16 protein-coding genes and 1 pseudogene are annotated in these 15280 nt (G+C 72.0%); 7 read left to right on the forward strand and 10 right to left on the reverse strand.

Annotation, left to right across the window (positions count from 1 at the left end; all coding sequences use genetic code 11):
- Both N4P33_RS22375 and sigE read right to left on the reverse strand, forming a co-directional pair.
- Nucleotides 1-415 (reverse strand): anti-sigma factor (locus tag N4P33_RS22375; protein WP_260828439.1); only part of this gene is annotated, 415 nt, incomplete at its 3' end.
- Entirely contained in the window at nt 412-1194 is a 783-nt protein-coding gene (gene sigE / locus N4P33_RS22380; protein ID WP_260828440.1) for an RNA polymerase sigma factor SigE, read from the reverse strand. The genes sigE and N4P33_RS22375, both read right to left, overlap by 4 nt.
- 162 nt (nt 1195-1356) lie before the next feature.
- Here sigE and N4P33_RS22385 point away from each other — a divergent pair, with 162 nt between their 5' ends.
- Nucleotides 1357-2055 (forward strand): O-methyltransferase, encoded by a 699-nt coding sequence (locus tag N4P33_RS22385; protein WP_313904567.1) that lies wholly within the window; start codon nt 1357-1359, stop codon nt 2053-2055.
- Between the two features lie 100 nt (nt 2056-2155).
- Here the strand turns inward: N4P33_RS22385 and N4P33_RS22390 are convergent, their stop codons facing one another.
- The gene (locus N4P33_RS22390) at nt 2156-2323 is read right to left on the reverse strand and encodes a DUF3117 domain-containing protein (protein ID WP_003966491.1); all 168 of its coding nucleotides are present in this window, start codon (nt 2321-2323) and stop codon (nt 2156-2158) included.
- A gap of 383 nt (nt 2324-2706) precedes the next feature.
- Between N4P33_RS22390 and N4P33_RS22395 the strand changes: the two genes are divergently transcribed.
- Entirely contained in the window at nt 2707-3510 is an 804-nt protein-coding gene (locus N4P33_RS22395) for an enoyl-CoA hydratase/isomerase family protein (RefSeq protein WP_260828441.1), read from the forward strand.
- A gap of 94 nt (nt 3511-3604) precedes the next feature.
- On the opposite strand, the gene N4P33_RS22400 is transcribed toward N4P33_RS22395, so the two are convergent.
- Both N4P33_RS22400 and N4P33_RS22405 read right to left on the reverse strand, forming a co-directional pair.
- Entirely contained in the window at nt 3605-4192 is a 588-nt protein-coding gene (locus N4P33_RS22400) for a DNA-3-methyladenine glycosylase I (RefSeq protein WP_260828442.1), read from the reverse strand.
- On the reverse strand, nt 4189-4551 hold the full coding sequence (locus tag N4P33_RS22405) for a DivIVA domain-containing protein (RefSeq protein WP_260828443.1): 363 nt from the start codon (nt 4549-4551) through the stop codon (nt 4189-4191). The genes N4P33_RS22400 and N4P33_RS22405 overlap by 4 nt, the downstream gene beginning before the upstream one ends.
- A gap of 152 nt (nt 4552-4703) precedes the next feature.
- Here N4P33_RS22405 and folP point away from each other — a divergent pair, with 152 nt between their 5' ends.
- Nucleotides 4704-5564 (forward strand): dihydropteroate synthase, encoded by an 861-nt coding sequence (folP, locus tag N4P33_RS22410; protein ID WP_260828444.1) that lies wholly within the window; start codon nt 4704-4706, stop codon nt 5562-5564.
- Between the two features lie 267 nt (nt 5565-5831).
- Here the strand turns inward: folP and N4P33_RS22415 are convergent, their stop codons facing one another.
- The gene (locus N4P33_RS22415) at nt 5832-6590 is read right to left on the reverse strand and encodes a TIGR00730 family Rossman fold protein (protein ID WP_260828445.1); all 759 of its coding nucleotides are present in this window, start codon (nt 6588-6590) and stop codon (nt 5832-5834) included.
- A 121-nt stretch (nt 6591-6711) separates the two neighbouring features.
- Nucleotides 6712-7791 (reverse strand): succinyl-diaminopimelate desuccinylase, encoded by a 1080-nt coding sequence (gene dapE, locus N4P33_RS22420; protein ID WP_260828446.1) that lies wholly within the window; start codon nt 7789-7791, stop codon nt 6712-6714.
- A gap of 84 nt (nt 7792-7875) precedes the next feature.
- Between dapE and N4P33_RS22425 the strand changes: the two genes are divergently transcribed.
- Together N4P33_RS22425 and N4P33_RS22430 are read left to right on the forward strand one after the other, a co-directional pair.
- Nucleotides 7876-8856, forward strand: coding sequence for a heavy metal transporter (locus N4P33_RS22425; protein ID WP_260828447.1), 981 nt, complete (start codon nt 7876-7878; stop codon nt 8854-8856).
- 326 nt (nt 8857-9182) lie between these two features.
- Nucleotides 9183-9632, forward strand: coding sequence for an ATP-binding protein (locus tag N4P33_RS22430; RefSeq protein WP_260828448.1), 450 nt, complete (start codon nt 9183-9185; stop codon nt 9630-9632).
- 263 nt (nt 9633-9895) lie between these two features.
- Here the strand turns inward: N4P33_RS22430 and N4P33_RS22435 are convergent, their stop codons facing one another.
- Both N4P33_RS22435 and fdxA read right to left on the reverse strand, forming a co-directional pair.
- A complete protein-coding gene (locus tag N4P33_RS22435) occupies nt 9896-10990 on the reverse strand; it encodes a bifunctional succinyldiaminopimelate transaminase/glutamate-prephenate aminotransferase (RefSeq protein ID WP_260828449.1) in 1095 nt (364 codons plus the stop codon).
- Nucleotides 10991-11148: 158 nt separating this feature from the next.
- Nucleotides 11149-11466, reverse strand: a complete 318-nt coding sequence (fdxA, locus tag N4P33_RS22440) for a ferredoxin (RefSeq protein WP_167994178.1) — start codon at nt 11464-11466, stop codon at nt 11149-11151.
- A 140-nt stretch (nt 11467-11606) separates the two neighbouring features.
- Between fdxA and N4P33_RS22445 the strand changes: the two genes are divergently transcribed.
- Together N4P33_RS22445 and N4P33_RS22450 are read left to right on the forward strand one after the other, a co-directional pair.
- Nucleotides 11607-12695 (forward strand): GNAT family N-acetyltransferase, encoded by a 1089-nt coding sequence (locus N4P33_RS22445; RefSeq protein ID WP_260828451.1) that lies wholly within the window; start codon nt 11607-11609, stop codon nt 12693-12695.
- A 17-nt stretch (nt 12696-12712) separates the two neighbouring features.
- Nucleotides 12713-13564 (forward strand): transglutaminase-like domain-containing protein, encoded by an 852-nt coding sequence (locus N4P33_RS22450; RefSeq protein WP_260828452.1) that lies wholly within the window; start codon nt 12713-12715, stop codon nt 13562-13564.
- Between the two features lie 178 nt (nt 13565-13742).
- Here the strand turns inward: N4P33_RS22450 and N4P33_RS22455 are convergent.
- Nucleotides 13743-15280: pseudogene (locus tag N4P33_RS22455) on the reverse strand (hypothetical protein); the annotation flags it as partial.

Genomic DNA, 15280 nt, shown 5'->3' on the forward strand with positions numbered 1-15280 from the left:
GGAAGCCGCGGTCCGGCGACGGGCCCAGCGCCGGTGCGGGGGCGTGGCGCCGGGCCGGGGCGTAGGCGAACTCGAAGCGGTCGCCGCGCTTGGCGCCGAAGACGCCGGACGCACCGCCCGGCAGTCCCCCGCCCAGCGGCGAACCGCCGCCGTCGAGGTCCCCGCCCCCGGGAAGGCCCTGCAGGCGCGCCAGCAGGCTCTCGGACGGCGGTGGAGGGGCGGCCTGAGCGAAGACGCTCTTCAGCCGGCGCTGTGCGTCCACCTCCGCCTTGCACTTGGCGCAGGTGGCGACATGCGCCAGTACGCGCTCACGCGCGTCATGACCGAGCTCGCCGTCCACCAGGGCGGAGAGTCGGTCTCCCAGATGCTGCTCTGCGAGGTGTCCCTCGGAAGACTTCGGTCGTGAACCGCTCACGCGCTCGCGCCCCCTCCTCCCAGTGCGGCAACACGGGGCACGAAGGAGCGGCGGTCGGCCCGGGCCTGCGGCGAGCGGTGCGCAAGGGCCTTGCGCAGCTGCGAACGGCCGCGGTGGATCCGGGACCGGACCGTGCCGAGCTTGACGCCGAGGGTCGCGGCGATCTCCTCGTACGACAGCCCCTCGATGTCGCACAGCACGACGGCGGCGCGGAACTCGGGGGCGAGCGTGTCGAGGGCCTGCTGGACGTCCGCGTCGAAGTGGGCGTCGTTGAACACCTGCTGGGGCGTGGGCTCCTTGCTGGCGAGCCGCTCGGCCGCGTCCTCGCCGAGCGCGTCGAAGCGGATGCGCTGCTTGCGGCGGACCATGTCCAGGAACAGGTTGGTCGTGATGCGGTGCAGCCAGCCCTCGAAGGTGCCCGGCGTGTAGGTCGACAGGGAGCGGAAGACACGGACGAAGACCTCCTGCGTGAGGTCCTCGGCGTCGTGCTGATTGCCCGTGAGCCGGTAGGCGAGCCGGTAGACCCGGCCGCTGTGCATGCTGACGATCTCCTCCCAGGTGGGCGGAGTCCACGCCTGCCCGTCCGCGTCGGTGGCGAAGGTCGCGGTCTGGGCCGGGCCGTCGGCGGCCCCGGCGTGGCTGTGGTCAGCAGCGGTGTCGTTCACGGATTTCGGCCTGCCCGCCGATCCGAGGAAGCGCCGCAGCACTCCTCCCCGATCTCCGGGCGCGGCCGCACCTCCCCTGTCGGCTCTGGTGGTGTCCAGTGGAGCCCCTACCATAGCCACCTCGCCCGTTAGCTCCGGATAAGCGGTTTTACGAGAAATTGATGTGGGCTGCCATGGCTCGTACGACTGCGTCTGCACTTGCTCGGCGTCCTCGTCCACTGCCTACCCCCCGTCATGGCTCACGCCACTTGCTCATCCCTTTAAACGACCGGTCCCATCTGCGGGTTCCCGACGGCAACGGATACAGTCACGCCCAGGCAACCACGGGGACAGGAGAGGGTCATTACCGCCAACCGGCAGACGAGCTGGGCGTTCGCCGACGCCTATGTCGCCGAGGACGACGCACTGCGCTGGGCCCGCGACCGAGCCCGCGAGGCAGGGCTGCGCTCGGTGTCGCCCGGCACGGGCGCTGCCCTGCGGTTGCTCGCCGCCACGGTGGAGGCCAAGGCGGTCGCCGAGATCGGCACCGGCTGCGGGGTGTCCGGGATCCATCTGCTGCACGGCATGCGCCCCGACGGGGTGCTCACCACCGTCGATCCGGAGCCGGAGCACCAGCAGTCCGCCCGGCAGGCCTTCCGCGACGCCGGTTTCGCCGCCAACCGGGCCCGCTTCATCCCGGGCCGCGCCCTCGACGTCCTGCCCCGGCTCGCCGACTCCGGCTACGACCTCGTGTTCTGCGACGGCGACCGGCTGGAGTACCAGGACTACCTCGCTGAATCGTTGCGCCTCCTGCGCCCGGGGGGCCTCGTCGCCTTCGAAGGCGTCTTCGCCAATGGCCGGACGGTCGACTCCGGGCCGCAGCCCACCGAAGTGCTGCGCCTGCGTGAGCTGGTGCGGACCGTGCGCGAGAGCGGGGAGCTGGTGTCGTCGCTGCTGCCGGTGGGCGACGGGCTGCTGTGCGCGGTGAAGCGGTAACAGGTGCTGTGATGCCCCTTGAGGCTCTCACCTGCACAAACAGCCGCCCCGGCACCAGGTGCGGCGCCGGGGCGGCTGAAAGGGTATGGTCGCTTGCGCGTCAGCCGACGACCTTCTTGAGGGCGTCGCCGAGTGCGTCGGCCTCGTCCGGGGTCAGCTCGACGACGAGCCGACCGCCGCCTTCGAGCGGAACGCGCATGACGATGCCCCGCCCCTCCTTGGTCACCTCGAGCGGGCCATCACCCGTCCGCGGCTTCATGGCCGCCATGCTCGTTCCCCTTCCTGAAACCCAGCTCAACCGTCTCAGCCGACGGCCCACGAAGGGCATCCGCGGTCCCTTTTCAGGCAGGACACACCGCACCGGCATCGAACACATTGCTTCCAGGCCATTATCCCGCATCTCACGACCCGATGACCAACATCAGTCGGCATCGCTTGGGCAACGCGCGCGAGCAAAACCACTCAATTCGGCGATGTGGCTGCGATACTGCGCCACCGCACACAGTGCCGCGGAACGAAAACGAACAGGAATTGTTAGACGCAGGTCACATGGCGCCCGCGGTTCAGGGCCGGTGATCTCCGTCATGCTGTCTGCAGACGGGCACGTACCGGCCGGTACGTGCCGAGCCGCCCACACGGAGGGGATACGCCATGGCCGACACCGTGCTCTACGAGGTGAGCGACGGACTCGCGACGATCACGCTGAACCGCCCCGAGGCGATGAACGCGCTCAACGTCGCGGCGAAGGTCGCCCTCCGGGACGCGGTCCGGTCCGCCGCGGACGACGACGCCGTACGGGCCGTGCTGCTGACCGCCGCCGGTGACCGGGCGTTCTGCGTCGGGCAGGACCTCAAGGAGCACATCGGACTGCTGGCGGCCGACCGGGAGAGCGGTTCGGGGCAGACGATGAGCACGGTGCGCGAGCACTACAACCCGATCGTGAAGGCGATCGCCGGGGCCGCCAAGCCGGTGGTCGCCGCGGTGAACGGGGTCGCGGCGGGGGCGGGGTTCGGCTTCGCGCTGGCCGCCGACTACCGGGTCGTGGCGGACACGGCGTCCTTCAACACGTCGTTCGCCGGGGTCGCGCTGACGGCGGACTCCGGGATCTCCTGGACGCTGCCGCGGGTGATCGGGGCCGGGCGGGCGATGGATCTGCTGCTGTTTCCGCGGAGCGTTTCCGCGCAGGAGGCGTTCGAGCTGGGCATCGTGAATCGGGTGGTGCCGGCGGCCGAGCTGCGCGCGGAGGCGGAGAAGGTGGCGCGGGGGTTGGCCGAGGGGCCGACGGTGGCGTACTCGGCGTTGAAGGAGTCGGTGGCGTTCGGGTTGTCCCACTCGTTGGAGGAGACGTTGGAGAAGGAGGACGAGCTGCAGGCGCGGGCGGGGGCGTCCGAGGATCACGGGATCGCTGTGCAGGCGTTCGTCAACAAGGAGAAGCCGAAGTATTTGGGCCGGTGAGCTCGGGGGGCGTGGCGCCGTCGGGGGCTGCGGACCCGCTGTGGTTGATCGCGCCCACGCGGCGGAGCCGCATATCGACACAGCCCCGCGCCCCTTAGGGGGCGCTTCTGGCCACGCATGTCTCCAGGTGGTCGTTCACTAGACCGCACGCCTGCATCAGCGCGTAGGCCGTGGTCGGGCCTACGAAGCGGAGGCCGTGTTTTTTGAGGGCCTTTGAGAGTGCGGTCGATTCCGGGGTGATCGCGGGGACGTCTGCCAGGGTTTTCGGGGCCGGGCGCGTCTTCGGGTCCGGGGCGTGGGACCAGATCAGGGTGTCCAGGTCGCCTGGGGACCAGGTGGCCAGGGCTCGGGCGTTGGCCAGGGTCGCGTCGATCTTGGCGCGGTTGCGGATGATGCCGGGGTCGGCCAGCAGGCGGTCGCGGTCCGCGTCGGTGAACTCCGCGACCTTGGCGATCTTGAAGTCCGCGAAGGCGGCGCGGAAGCCGGGGCGGCGGCGCAGAATGGTGATCCAGGACAGGCCGGACTGGAAGGCCTCCAGGCTGAGCCGTTCGAACAGGGCGTCGTCGCCGTGGACCGGGCGGCCCCACTCCTCGTCGTGGTAGGCGAGGTAGTCCGGGGCGGACAGCGCCCAGGGGCAGCGCGGGGCGCCGTCCGGGCCGGTGGGCGCGGTGCTGTCGTTCATCGCTGCTCGTCCTCCCGGCGCGGGGCCGGCTTGTCCATCGACACATGCGCCGCGGCGGCGCGGGCACCGGCCAGCGCGGACTCCAGGTCGGCGATTCTGGCGTCGCGCTCGGCGAGTTCGGCGCCGAGGCGGCCGAGGGCGTCGTCCACGTCGGCCATGCGGTAGCCGCGGGCGACCAGCGGGAAGCGGAGCCGCTCCACGTCCGCGCGGCCGACCGGCCGGTCGGGCGGCAGGGAGTCCTGGAGGCGCTCGGGAGCCGCCTCGGGCAGTGGGCCGTTCTCGCCGCCGCCCACCACGGCGAGGGTCACCGCGGCGACCACGACGGCGAGCGCGACGACCAGGAACAAGAACATCACCATCGCGGATCCCCCATGGGCGATTGGTCGGACGGGCCGGACGAGTCGGATCAGTCGTTGTCGGACGCAGGATCCGATTGTGTGGCTCCGATCGTGCCATGCGAGTCTGACAGTCGGAGGCGCAGGCCGGTACGGACGAGGAGAGGTCACAGGGGATGCTCAGGCTGGGCAGGCGGGAATTCGAGCCGCACGAGCCGGTGATCATGGCGATCGTGAACCGGACCCCGGACTCCTTCTACGACCAGGGTGCGACGTTCCGCGACGAGCCGGCGCTCGCGCGCGTGGAGCAGGCCGTGGCGGAGGGCGCCGCGATCGTCGACATCGGCGGGGTGAAGGCTGGGCCCGGCGAGGAGGTCACCGCGGAGGAGGAGGCGCGGCGGACGGTCGGCTTCGTCGCGGAGGTGCGGCGGCGGTTCCCGGATGTCGTGATCAGCGTGGACACCTGGCGGCACGAGGTCGGGGAGGCCGTGTGCGAGGCCGGGGCGGATCTGCTGAACGATGCGTGGGGCGGGGTCGATCCGCGGCTCGCGGAGGTCGCCGCGCGGTACGGGGTGGGGCTGGTGTGTACGCACGCGGGTGGGGCGGAGCCTCGGACGCGGCCGCACCGGGTGTCGTACGACGATGTCATGGCCGACATTCTCGACGTGACCGTGGGGCTGGCGGAGCGGGCGGTGTCGCTGGGGGTGCCGCGGGAGTCGGTGCTGATCGATCCGGGGCATGACTTCGGGAAGAACACGCGGCACAGTCTTGAGGCGACGCGGCGGTTGGGGGAGATGGTGGCGACAGGGTGGCCGGTGCTGGTGTCGCTGTCCAACAAGGATTTCGTCGGGGAGACGTTGGACAAGCCGGTGAAGGAGCGGGTGCTGGGGACGCTGGCGACTACGGCTGTGTCGGCGTGGTTGGGGGCACAGGTGTACCGGGTGCATGAGGTGGCGGAGACGCGGCAGGTGCTGGACATGGTGGCGTCGATCGCCGGTCACCGGGAACCTGCGGTGGCTCGGCGGGGGCTGGCGTAGGTCCCCTCCCGTACCAGGGGGCTCCGCCCCCTGGACCCCCGGCCTATGCCCACCCACCACCCGACTCGGTTGGTCGAGAAGTGGCCGGCCGACTCGGGTCGGTCGGGAAGTGGCCGGCCGACTCGGTTGGTCGAGAAGTGGCCGGCCGACTCGGGTCGGTCGGGAAGTGGCCGGCCGACTCGGTCGGTCGGGAAGTGGCCCATCGACTCGGTCGGTCGAGAGGTGACCGATCGACTCGGTCGGTCGGGAAGTGGCCGATCGAACGGGCTAGCGGCCCGCTTCCTTCGAGACCAAGGCGACCGCCTCGTCCACGTCGTCCGTGACGTGGAACAGGAGGAGGTCCTTTTCCGCTGCCTTGCCCTGGGCGATGACCGTGTGGCGGAGCCAGTCGACCAGGCCGCCCCAGTAGTCCGTGCCGAAGAGGACGATCGGGAAGCGGGTGACCTTCTGGGTCTGGACGAGGGTGAGGGCCTCGAAGAGTTCGTCGAGGGTGCCGAGGCCGCCGGGGAGGACCACGAACCCCTGCGCGTACTTCACGAACATCATCTTGCGGACGAAGAAGTACCGGAAGTTCAGGCCGATGTCGACATACGGGTTCAGCCCCTGCTCGAACGGCAGCTCGATGCCGAGGCCGACGGAGATGCCCTTCGCCTCGCACGCGCCCTTGTTCGCCGCCTCCATGGCGCCCGGACCGCCGCCCGTGATCACCGCGAAGCCCGCCTCCACCAGGCCCCGCCCCAGCCGCACCCCCGCCTCGTACTCCGGCGAGTCCTCCGGTGTGCGCGCCGAGCCGAAGACGCTGATCGCGGGCGGGAGTTCGGCCAGCGTGCCGAAGCCCTCGATGAACTCCGACTGGATGCGCAGCACCCGCCAGGGGTCGGTGTGGACCCAGTCCGTCGGGGCCCGCTCGTCCAGCAGCCGCTGGTCCGTGGTGCTCGCCTGGACCTGACCGCGCCGCCGCAGGACCGGGCCCAGCCGCTGCTCCTCCGGCGGCTGCTTCTTCCCCCGGGGGTTACCGGTAGCCATGTGCGCTCCCTCCGTCGTGCCAGGTCGTACCGCCCTCAGCGTAGATCTACGCGGGTTACGTACGGGGGACGTCAGCATGTCCGCAGGGCGCCGGACTAAACGTCCGGGAGTACGGAAGGGCTCAGGTCGTGAGCCAGGACCGCAGGCGCTCCTCCCCCGCCAGGATCTTCGCCGTGTCGACGCGCTCGTCCCGCTTGTGGGCCAAGTGGGGGTTGCCGGGGCCGTAGTTGACCGCGGGGATGCCGAGCGCGGAGAAGCGGGAGACGTCCGTCCAGCCGTACTTCGGCTGGGGGGTGCCGCCCACCGCCTCGATGAAGGCCGCGGCGGCCGGATGGGAGAGGCCGGGCAACGCGCCGCCGCTGTGGTCGTCGACGACGAACTCGGTCACCCCGCAGTCGGCGAAGACCTCACGGACGTGGGCCACGGCCTCCTCGGGCGTGCGGTCCGGGGCGTAGCGGAAGTTGACGGTGACCACGCACTCGTCCGGGATGACGTTGCCCGCCACGCCGCCGGAGACGGCGACCGCGTTGAGGCCCTCCCGGTACTCCAGGCCGTCGATCACCGGGTAGCGGGGCTCGTAGGAGGCCAGGCGGGCCAGGATCGGGGCGGCGGCGTGGATCGCGTTGGAGCCCATCCAGCCGCGCGCGGAGTGGGCGCGCTCGCCGCTGGTCTTCAGCAGCACCCGCAGTGTGCCCTGGCAGCCGCCCTCGACCTGCCCGTCGGAGGGTTCGAGCAGCACGGCGAAGTCGCCCTCGAGCCACTCGGGGTGCGCCTCGGCCACGTGCTTGAGGCCGTTGAGGTCTGCCGCGACCTCCTCGTTGTCGTAGAAGACGAAGGTCAGGTCGCGGTTCGGGGCGGGGACCGTGGCCGCGATCCGCAGCTGGACGGCGACGCCCGCCTTCATGTCGCAGGTGCCGCAGCCCCACAGCACCCCGTTCTCGTCCAGCCGGGAGGGAACGTTGTCGGCGATGGGGACCGTGTCGATGTGGCCGGCGAGGATCACACGCTCCGCGCGCCCCAGGTTCGTCCGGGCGACGACGTTGTTGCCGTAGCGGTCGACCGTGAGGTGCGGCAGGGCGCGCAGCGCGGTCTCGATCGCGTCCGCGAGCGGCTTCTCGCTGCCGCTGACGGAGGGGAAGTCGACGAGCTGGGCGGTCAGGACCGCGGCGTCCAGCGTGAGGTCAAGCGGGGTGTCGGCCATGCCGTCGACCCTAACCCGCCGGGACTGCGGCCCACTGTCCACACCCGGCACACGCGCCTCCGTACTCTCCAGTACCTTGTACGCGTGCCAGAGCCGTCCCTTCCTTCCAAGCGTCGTGGCCGCCTCTTCCGCTTCGGGGCGGCCTTCGTGGTCCTGCTCGCGGTCGCCGGCTACCTCGTGGTGCAGTACGTCACCGGGGGCGCGGGCGGACCGGGCTGCAAGGTCGTCTCCGCCGAGGGCGACGGGGCGGAGTACGAGTTCACGCCCGAGCAGGCGGTGAACGCGGCGACGATCACCGCCGTGGGAACCGCGCGAAACCTGCCCGAGCGGGCCATAACGATCGCGCTGGCCACCGCGTTGCAGGAGTCCACCCTGCGCAACATCGACTACGGCGACCGCGACTCCCTCGGCCTGTTCCAGCAGCGCCCCTCGCAGGGCTGGGGCACGCCGCAGGAGATCATGGATCCGGCGTACGCGGCGGGGAAGTTCTACGAGCACCTGGAGAAGGTGCCTGACTACACCCGGCTGCCGCTGACCGTGGCCGCGCAGAAGGTGCAGCGCAGCGGCTTCCCGGACGCGTACGCCAAGCACGAGCCGGACGCCTCCCTGCTGGCCGCCGCCCTCACCGGGCGCTCGGCGGCCACCCTGACATGCGAGGGACGCCCGGCGGCGACCCGGGCGGCGGGCGCGGACGCGGTACGGGCCGCGCTGGTACGGGACTTCGGCCGGGACGTGCTGGAGCCGGCCGGTGCGGAGGTGGGCGCCGCGGGGACGCCGTCGCCCTCCGCGAGCGCACCGGCGGACTCCGAGCCGGGCACGGTGACGCTGCCGGTCACCGGTGACAAGGGTGCGGAGGCCGCCGGGCGGCGCGCCGGCCCCCGGGGCTGGCAGCTGGCGCACTGGGCCGTGGCCAACGCCTCCGAGCTGCACATCAAGCGGGTGTCGTACGCGGGCCGCGAGTGGGTCGCCGGGAACACCGACAGCCAGTGGCAGGCGACCGACGCGAAGGCGTCCGCGGACGCGGGCGACGGCGCGGGAGCCGTCCAGATCACGACCGGGCAGTAGTACGGCCCCTCACCCGCAGGGGTTGTGCGGTGCCGTGCGGGGCTGACGGGGTGCGCAGGTTTTCGTGTCGGGGTGTGCCGGTGGCCGGGAATCCTTGAGAACACGCGGCTGAAGCGATTCCGCAGGGGCTTCGCCGCGACACTCTTTGCCCGCCTTTATCCACAGCCGATAATGCGACGCATTGCCAACTCTTTACGTCGCTGCGCCGCAACCTTCCCGGCCTTCGAGCGGTAGTCACTGCGTCCGAGCCCGGAGATCCACAGCCAGTCGATCAACTCACGGGCCGGTCTGGACACTTCACCGTTCTCTCCCGTCGAAGGAGCACCATGTCCCTCCCCCTGACCCGTCGGATCGCCCGTGCCGCACTGCTCGTCGCTGCGGGAGCGGCTGCCGGGGTCGGTGCGGCCGGTTCCGCCAGCGCGGCTCCCGAGCTGCCGGCCAACCCGAACCTCGGCGGGCTGACCGCCCTGGACGGGGCGAACGTCGGCAACACCGTGGACGGCACGGCGCAGAGCGTCACCGAGGCCGCGGGTGACACCGGCGGCAAGGCGGTCAAGAAGGCGGTTCCGGCCGCGGGCAAGGCCGGCGGCAAGGCCATCAAGAAGACGGCGCCGGTGGCGCAGAAGGCGGCCGGTGACACCGCCGGGTCGGCCGGGGAGGTCCTCGGGGACACGGCCGGTTCGGCGGCGAAGGGTGGTGCGCTGCCGACCGGGTCGCTGACGAAGGGTGGCGTGTCGACGAAGGACCTGCCGGTCAAGGGTCTGCCGGTCGGCTAAGCGCCGGGCTTTGGCCGTTCTCGGGGTCTGGGGTGTTCCCCAGGCCCCGTTTTCGTGGCCCCTGTGTGGGTGCAGTGGGCGTCGCTTGGCCGGGCGCCCGGCGTTGGTGGCCGTGCCCACCCGTTCCGCCCTGCGGAACGACTGCCCACGGCGGTAGAAACGGCGGCTGCTCGCGGCGGGCGGGCGGCGGCTGCCCACGGCGGCAGGAACGGCGGCAGCCCGCGGGCGGCGGGCGGCGGCTGCCCGCGGTTGGGCGCGGCGGGCTAGCGCAGCCTGCGTACCGCTGCCTCGACCCGTTCGTCTGTTGCCGTCAGCGCCACTCGTACGAAGTTTTCGCCCGCCGGGCCGTAGAAGTCGCCCGGGGCTACCAGGATGCCGAGGTCGGCGAGGTGGGCGACCGTGGTCCAGCAGGACTCGTCTCGGGTGGCCCAGAGGTAGAGGCTGGCCTCGCTGTGCTCGATGCGGAAGCCGTGGTTCAGGAGGGCTTCGCGCAGGGCCGTGCGGCGGGACGCGTAGCGCTCGCGCTGGGCGTGGACGTGGGTGTCGTCGCCGAGGGCCGCGACCACGGCCGCCTGGGTCGGCGCCGAGGTCATCATGCCGCCGTGCTTGCGGATCTCCAGCAGCGGGCCGAGCACCGCCGGGTCACCGGCCAGGAAGGCGGCGCGGTATCCGGCGAGGTTGGAGCGCTTGGAGAGGGAGTGGACGGAGACGATGCCGTTGTAGGAGCCGCCGTTGACGTCGGGGTGCAGGACCGAGACCGGGTCGGCCTCCCAGCCCAGCTCGATGTAGCACTCGTCGGAGAAGACCAGGACGCCGTGCTCGCGGGCCCAGGCGACGATCCTCGTCAGCTCCTCCTTGGACAGCACCCGGCCCGTGGGGTTGGACGGGGAGTTGAGCCAGAGCAGCTTGAGGCCGGCCGGGTCCAGGTCGGTCGGGTCGTCGTAGGCCACGTAGTCGGCGCGGGCGAGACGGGCACCGACCTCGTACGTGGGGTAGGCCAGGCGCGGGTAGGCCACCTTGTCGCCGGGGCCGAGGCCCAGCTGGGTGGGGAGCCAGGCGACCAGTTCCTTGGAGCCGACGATCGGCAGGACGTGGCGGTGGGTGACCTCGCGGGCGCCTAGCCGGCGCTCCACCCAGCGGGTGATCGCGTCACGCAGCTCCGGGGTGCCCCAGACCGTGGGATAGCCGGGCGAGTCCGCCGCGGCGATCAGCGCCTTCTGGATCGACTCGGGGACCGGGTCGACGGGCGTGCCGACGGACAGGTCGACGATGCCGTCCGGATGCGCGGCGGCCGTCTTCTTGTAGGGCTCCAGCTTGTCCCAGGGGAAGGTGGGCAGCCGGTCGGAGACTGCGGACACGGGTGCTGACTCTCTTTCTGCCACGGCTGCCGCTACGGCTGCCGCTGTGGCACCAGGCTCGGCAAACGCCTCGGTCCCGCGCGGCGATCGGGCGGATCGGGCCGTACGGGACCGAGGCGGCAGGTCTACGGGCCGGGCCGGCTGTGGACCGGCTCGGGTCAGGCCTGCGGCGGAAGCGCGGCGATCAGCGGGTGGTCCCGCTCGATCAGGCCCAGCTTGCTGGCGCCGCCGGGCGAGCCGAGCTCGTCGAAGAACTCGACGTTCGCCTTGTAGTAGTCCTTCCACTCCTCGGGAGTGTCGTCCTCGTAGAAGATCGCCTCGACCGGGCAGACCGGCTCACAGGCCCCGCAGTCGACGCATTCGTCCGGGTGGATGTACAAGGACCGCTGGCCCTCGTAGATGCAGTCGACCGGGCACTCCTCGATGCACGCCTTGTCCTTCACGTCGACACAAGGCTGCGCGATGACGTAGGTCACGCTGTCGTTCCTCCTCGATAGGGCGCTGGCGGGCCTCCTCAGGCTCCGCCGCCTGGCGCGCGGGAGCGCGGCGTCGTCGATGCCCGCCCCTAGTATCTCCGTTCCTGGGCATGATCCGAACAGGAGGGGTGAACCGACCTGTGGAAATCTCTGCCGGTGGGCGCCTGGAGGTCCGTATCACCGCTGCTGACGTGGGAAAACGGGTCTCCGTACGGAGCTTGATCGAACATGGTCCCTCGGGTGAGAAGTTCACCGACACGGTCGGTGTTCTCACATCATGGGACCACGGTGTGCTGCGTATCACACGAAAGAGCGGGGAAAGCGTCCACATCGCGGAGTCCGCGCTGGTCGCGGGCAAGGTGGTGCCGTCCGCACCAGCGCGTCGCAGAGGACCCGCGGCGTCCTACGAGGAGCTGGCGCGGGTCGCCGCGCGGGCCTGGCGGCCCGTGGAGAGCGAGCGGCTGGGCGAGTGGGAGCTGCGCGCCGCCGAGGGGTTCACGCGGCGGGCCAACTCGGTACTGCCGCTCGGCGACCCCGGGATGCCGCTGGACGCCGCGCTCGAGGCCGTACGGCGCTGGTACGGCGAGCGCGGGCTGCCCGCGTACGTCCAGACCGCGACGGGTGCGGAGGGGGCGCAGGAGCTGCTGTGCGCGGAGCTGGAGCGGCGGGGGTGGGTGCGTGAGGTGACCGCCGAGCTGTGGGTCGGCGCGCTGGCGCCGATCGCCGATGCGGGCGGCGCGGAGCCGTCCGGGGTCGTGCTGGCGCGGGAGGCCGATGAGGCGTGGCTCGCGCGGTATCAGCGCAAGGGTGTAAGTGGCGTGGCGCTGAAGGTGCTGGGATGGGGGTCCCCCCGCGCGAGCGAAGCCGAGCGTGGGGGAGGGCCGTCGGTGTGGTTCGCGACCGTGCCGGGGGACGGTGACGTGCCGGCCGCCATCGGGCGGTGTGTCGTGGACGGGCGGTGGGCCGGGTTCGCGGCGGTCGAGGTGGATCCGGAGCGGCGGCGGCAGGGGCTGGCGACCGCGGTGATGGCCGCGCTGGCCCGGCAGGCGCTCGCGGAGGGGGCATCGGCGGCCTGGCTCCAGGTCGAGGAGGAGAACGGGGGTGCGCGGGCGATGTACGAGCGGATGGGCTTCGTGGCGCATCACGCGTATCACCACTATCGGGAGCCTCGGGGTGATGGGGGGCCATCCTCGGATTCGTCGGCTCCGGCGGGTAGCGGATCGCTGTGACCGGGCACGAACCGGGCATGCGGTCCCCCTGTCCCCCACCGCCCGGGCGCTCCGCCGAACTGCGGCGGCGGTTCGCCGAAGAGGCCCGCTGCGAGCGGCCCGATCTGTCCACGCTGTGCCTGCTGGTGGGCGCCGAGGCGGACGGGACGCTGGACGAGGCGGGCATGGACGCGGCGGAGATCGAACTGGACCGGCTGGCCGGGCTGCTGCCGTACCGGCCGGGAACGCCTCTGGCCTGGGCACAGGCGCTGCGCGAGCTGCTGGGCGAGCGGTGCGGCTTCCACGGCACCCCGGGTGACTACCGGCGGCTGGAGTCCTCGCTGCTGCACGAGGTGCTGCGGCGCAGGCGGGGGCTGCCGATCCTGCTGTCGGTGGTGTGGATGGAGGTCGCCCGGCGGGCGGGGGCTCCGGTGTACGGCGTCGCCCTGCCGGGGCACTTCGTGGTCGGGTTCGGGGAGGCGGAGCAGCAGGTGCTGGCCGATCCCTTCGACGGGGGGCGGGTGCTGACGGGGGCCGACGCGGAGTTGCTGGTGGTGGGGGCGACGGGGGCGCCGCTGGACGCGTCGATGTTGCGGCCGGCGGATCCGCTGGATGTCGTGCTGCGGATTCTGAACAACGTGCGGGCGTGGGCGGCGGCGCGGCCGGAGCGGTCGGATGTGGCGATGTGGGCGGTGGATCTTTCGCTGCTGTTGCCTTCGCATCCGGCGCGGTTGAGGTATGAGCGGGCGCAGTTGCTTGTGCAGCGGGGGGAGTTTTTGCAGGGGGCGGCTGAGTTGGAGGCGTATGCGGAGGTGGTGGCCGGTGTGGATGAGGCGGTCGCCTCGCGGATTCGGGGGCAGGCGCAGGCGGCGAGAGCAATGCTGAACTGAGCGTGCCGTGGCGGGTGCGGGTGCGTCGTGGCGGGTCGCGCCCACGCGGCGGAGCCCCACATCGATACAGTCCCGCGCCCCTGGGTCGGCTGCCGCCGGCCGGCCATGGCAGCCGGCCCTCGTTCAGCGTTGGCTGAGCCGGGGGATGACGGATGTCATGCCCCCCGGCCGGCTCGGGTCAGCTGGGGTTGGTCTCGATGACTGCCAGGCGGTCGGTCTTGCTCTTCAGTGCGCTCCGGAGGGCGCCGTAGACGTCCTCCGGCGTGACGGGGGTCTTCTCGCCGTTGGCGCGGGTGATGAGCACGCCGTCGAAGGCTCCGCCGTAGAGCTGCTTCAGGGCGTTCAGGTCGGGCTTCTCGACCAACTTGCCGTCGACCGCCGTCACCCTGAGGAACTTCCACAGGGACTTCTCCGGGCTCATCAGCACGGAGTGCGCCGCGTCCGTCTGGACGGTCACCCTGTCCGACATCGCCGGCTCGGCGAACTCCTTCAGCATCCGGTCGACCTCGGCCTTGGACACCGTGGGCTGCCGCGTGGTGGTGGCGACCGCCACGGGGGCGGACGCGCCGGTCGCCACCTGGGTGCGGTACGCCTCCTCCACCGCCGCGGTCGACTTGTCGACGTCGATGCCCTGGCCGGCCTTGCCGTAGACGGGGACGGCCTTGCCGGACACGAACTTGATCGTGCCCTCGGTCATCGAACCCGCGTCACCGGCGACGTCCTCGAGCGCGGCGTGCAGCTTCTCCTCGTCGACGGGGATGACCGGGTCGACGACGCGCTCGTTGCCGAAGAGGGAGCCGATCACGGAGACCGGGTTGTAGTCGCTCCCGGCGGCCGCGTCGACGGTGGCGTCGGTGTCGAGCTGGAGTCCGGCGTTGTCCGGCTGCAGCTCGGTCGTCTTGCCCGCGACCTGGAGCTTCAGCGGCTTGTCGAGCCGTTCGGCGAGGGCGTCGTTGAGCTTCTTGACGGCCTCGTCGCGGGTGCCGCCGCCGATGTCGACGCCGAGGACGGTGGTGCCCTTGGGGACGTCGGAGTGGTTCATCAGCAGACCGGCGCCGTAGGCGACACCGGCGAGGGCGAACACGCCGCCGCCGACCAGGGCGAGCTTGTTGCGCCCCTTCTTCTTCGGCGGCTTCGAGGAGCTCGCCGGGGGCGGGGAGACCGGCTCGGGGAGCTTGGGGGGCGTGTGCGGGAGGGGACCGTCGGCGGGAGCACCGGCGCCCGGACCCGAACCCGCGGCCGGGTCCGCGCCGAAGGCCGCGCTCGGCGGGACGACGGGGATGCCGCTGGTGACGGTGTTCCCGGAGACGTTGTCGTGCCGGGGGTAGCCGGGGGTGCCCTCCGGGGCGGGCGCCTGCGGGGTGAGGATCGCGGTGTCGTCGCTGAGGGCGGCGCCGGGGGCGCCCGGGGCGCCGGGGATGCCGGACGGGGGCGACGGATCGGGGAAGCCGGCCGGGGGGATCGCCGGGCCGTCGCCGGTGACCGGGCCGGAGGTGGGGCCGGTGGGTCCGGCAGGTCCGGCGGGGCCCGCCTGACCGCCGTAGCCGGGGCGGTTCGGCTGCTGTCCGGGCTGACCCGGTTGTCCGGGCCGGCCATTGGCGCCGCCCTGGCCGACCTGGCTCCCCATGCCCGTCTGGTCGTTACGGCCGCCCCCGGGGCCGTCCTCGGTGAAGTACGGCAGGTCGTCGCGCCGGGGCTCGGTGGCGCCGCGGGAGC

It is taken from the genome of Streptomyces sp. 15-116A (genome assembly GCF_025290915.1).
Taxonomy (GTDB): domain Bacteria; phylum Actinomycetota; class Actinomycetes; order Streptomycetales; family Streptomycetaceae; genus Streptomyces.

Coding starts and splice junctions, on each gene's coding strand:
- sigE (WP_260828440.1), bottom strand. CDS start 1,194: ATGGTAGGGGCTCCACTGGACACCACCAGAGCCGACAGGGGAGGTGCG.
- N4P33_RS22390 (WP_003966491.1), bottom strand. CDS start 2,323: ATGGCGGCCATGAAGCCGCGGACGGGTGATGGCCCGCTCGAGGTGACC.
- N4P33_RS22395 (WP_260828441.1), top strand. CDS start 2,707: ATGGCCGACACCGTGCTCTACGAGGTGAGCGACGGACTCGCGACGATC.
- N4P33_RS22400 (WP_260828442.1), bottom strand. CDS start 4,192: ATGAACGACAGCACCGCGCCCACCGGCCCGGACGGCGCCCCGCGCTGC.
- N4P33_RS22405 (WP_260828443.1), bottom strand. CDS start 4,551: ATGGTGATGTTCTTGTTCCTGGTCGTCGCGCTCGCCGTCGTGGTCGCC.
- folP (WP_260828444.1), top strand. CDS start 4,704: ATGCTCAGGCTGGGCAGGCGGGAATTCGAGCCGCACGAGCCGGTGATC.
- N4P33_RS22415 (WP_260828445.1), bottom strand. CDS start 6,590: ATGGCTACCGGTAACCCCCGGGGGAAGAAGCAGCCGCCGGAGGAGCAG.
- dapE (WP_260828446.1), bottom strand. CDS start 7,791: ATGGCCGACACCCCGCTTGACCTCACGCTGGACGCCGCGGTCCTGACC.
- N4P33_RS22430 (WP_260828448.1), top strand. CDS start 9,183: ATGTCCCTCCCCCTGACCCGTCGGATCGCCCGTGCCGCACTGCTCGTC.
- N4P33_RS22450 (WP_260828452.1), top strand. CDS start 12,713: ATGCGGTCCCCCTGTCCCCCACCGCCCGGGCGCTCCGCCGAACTGCGG.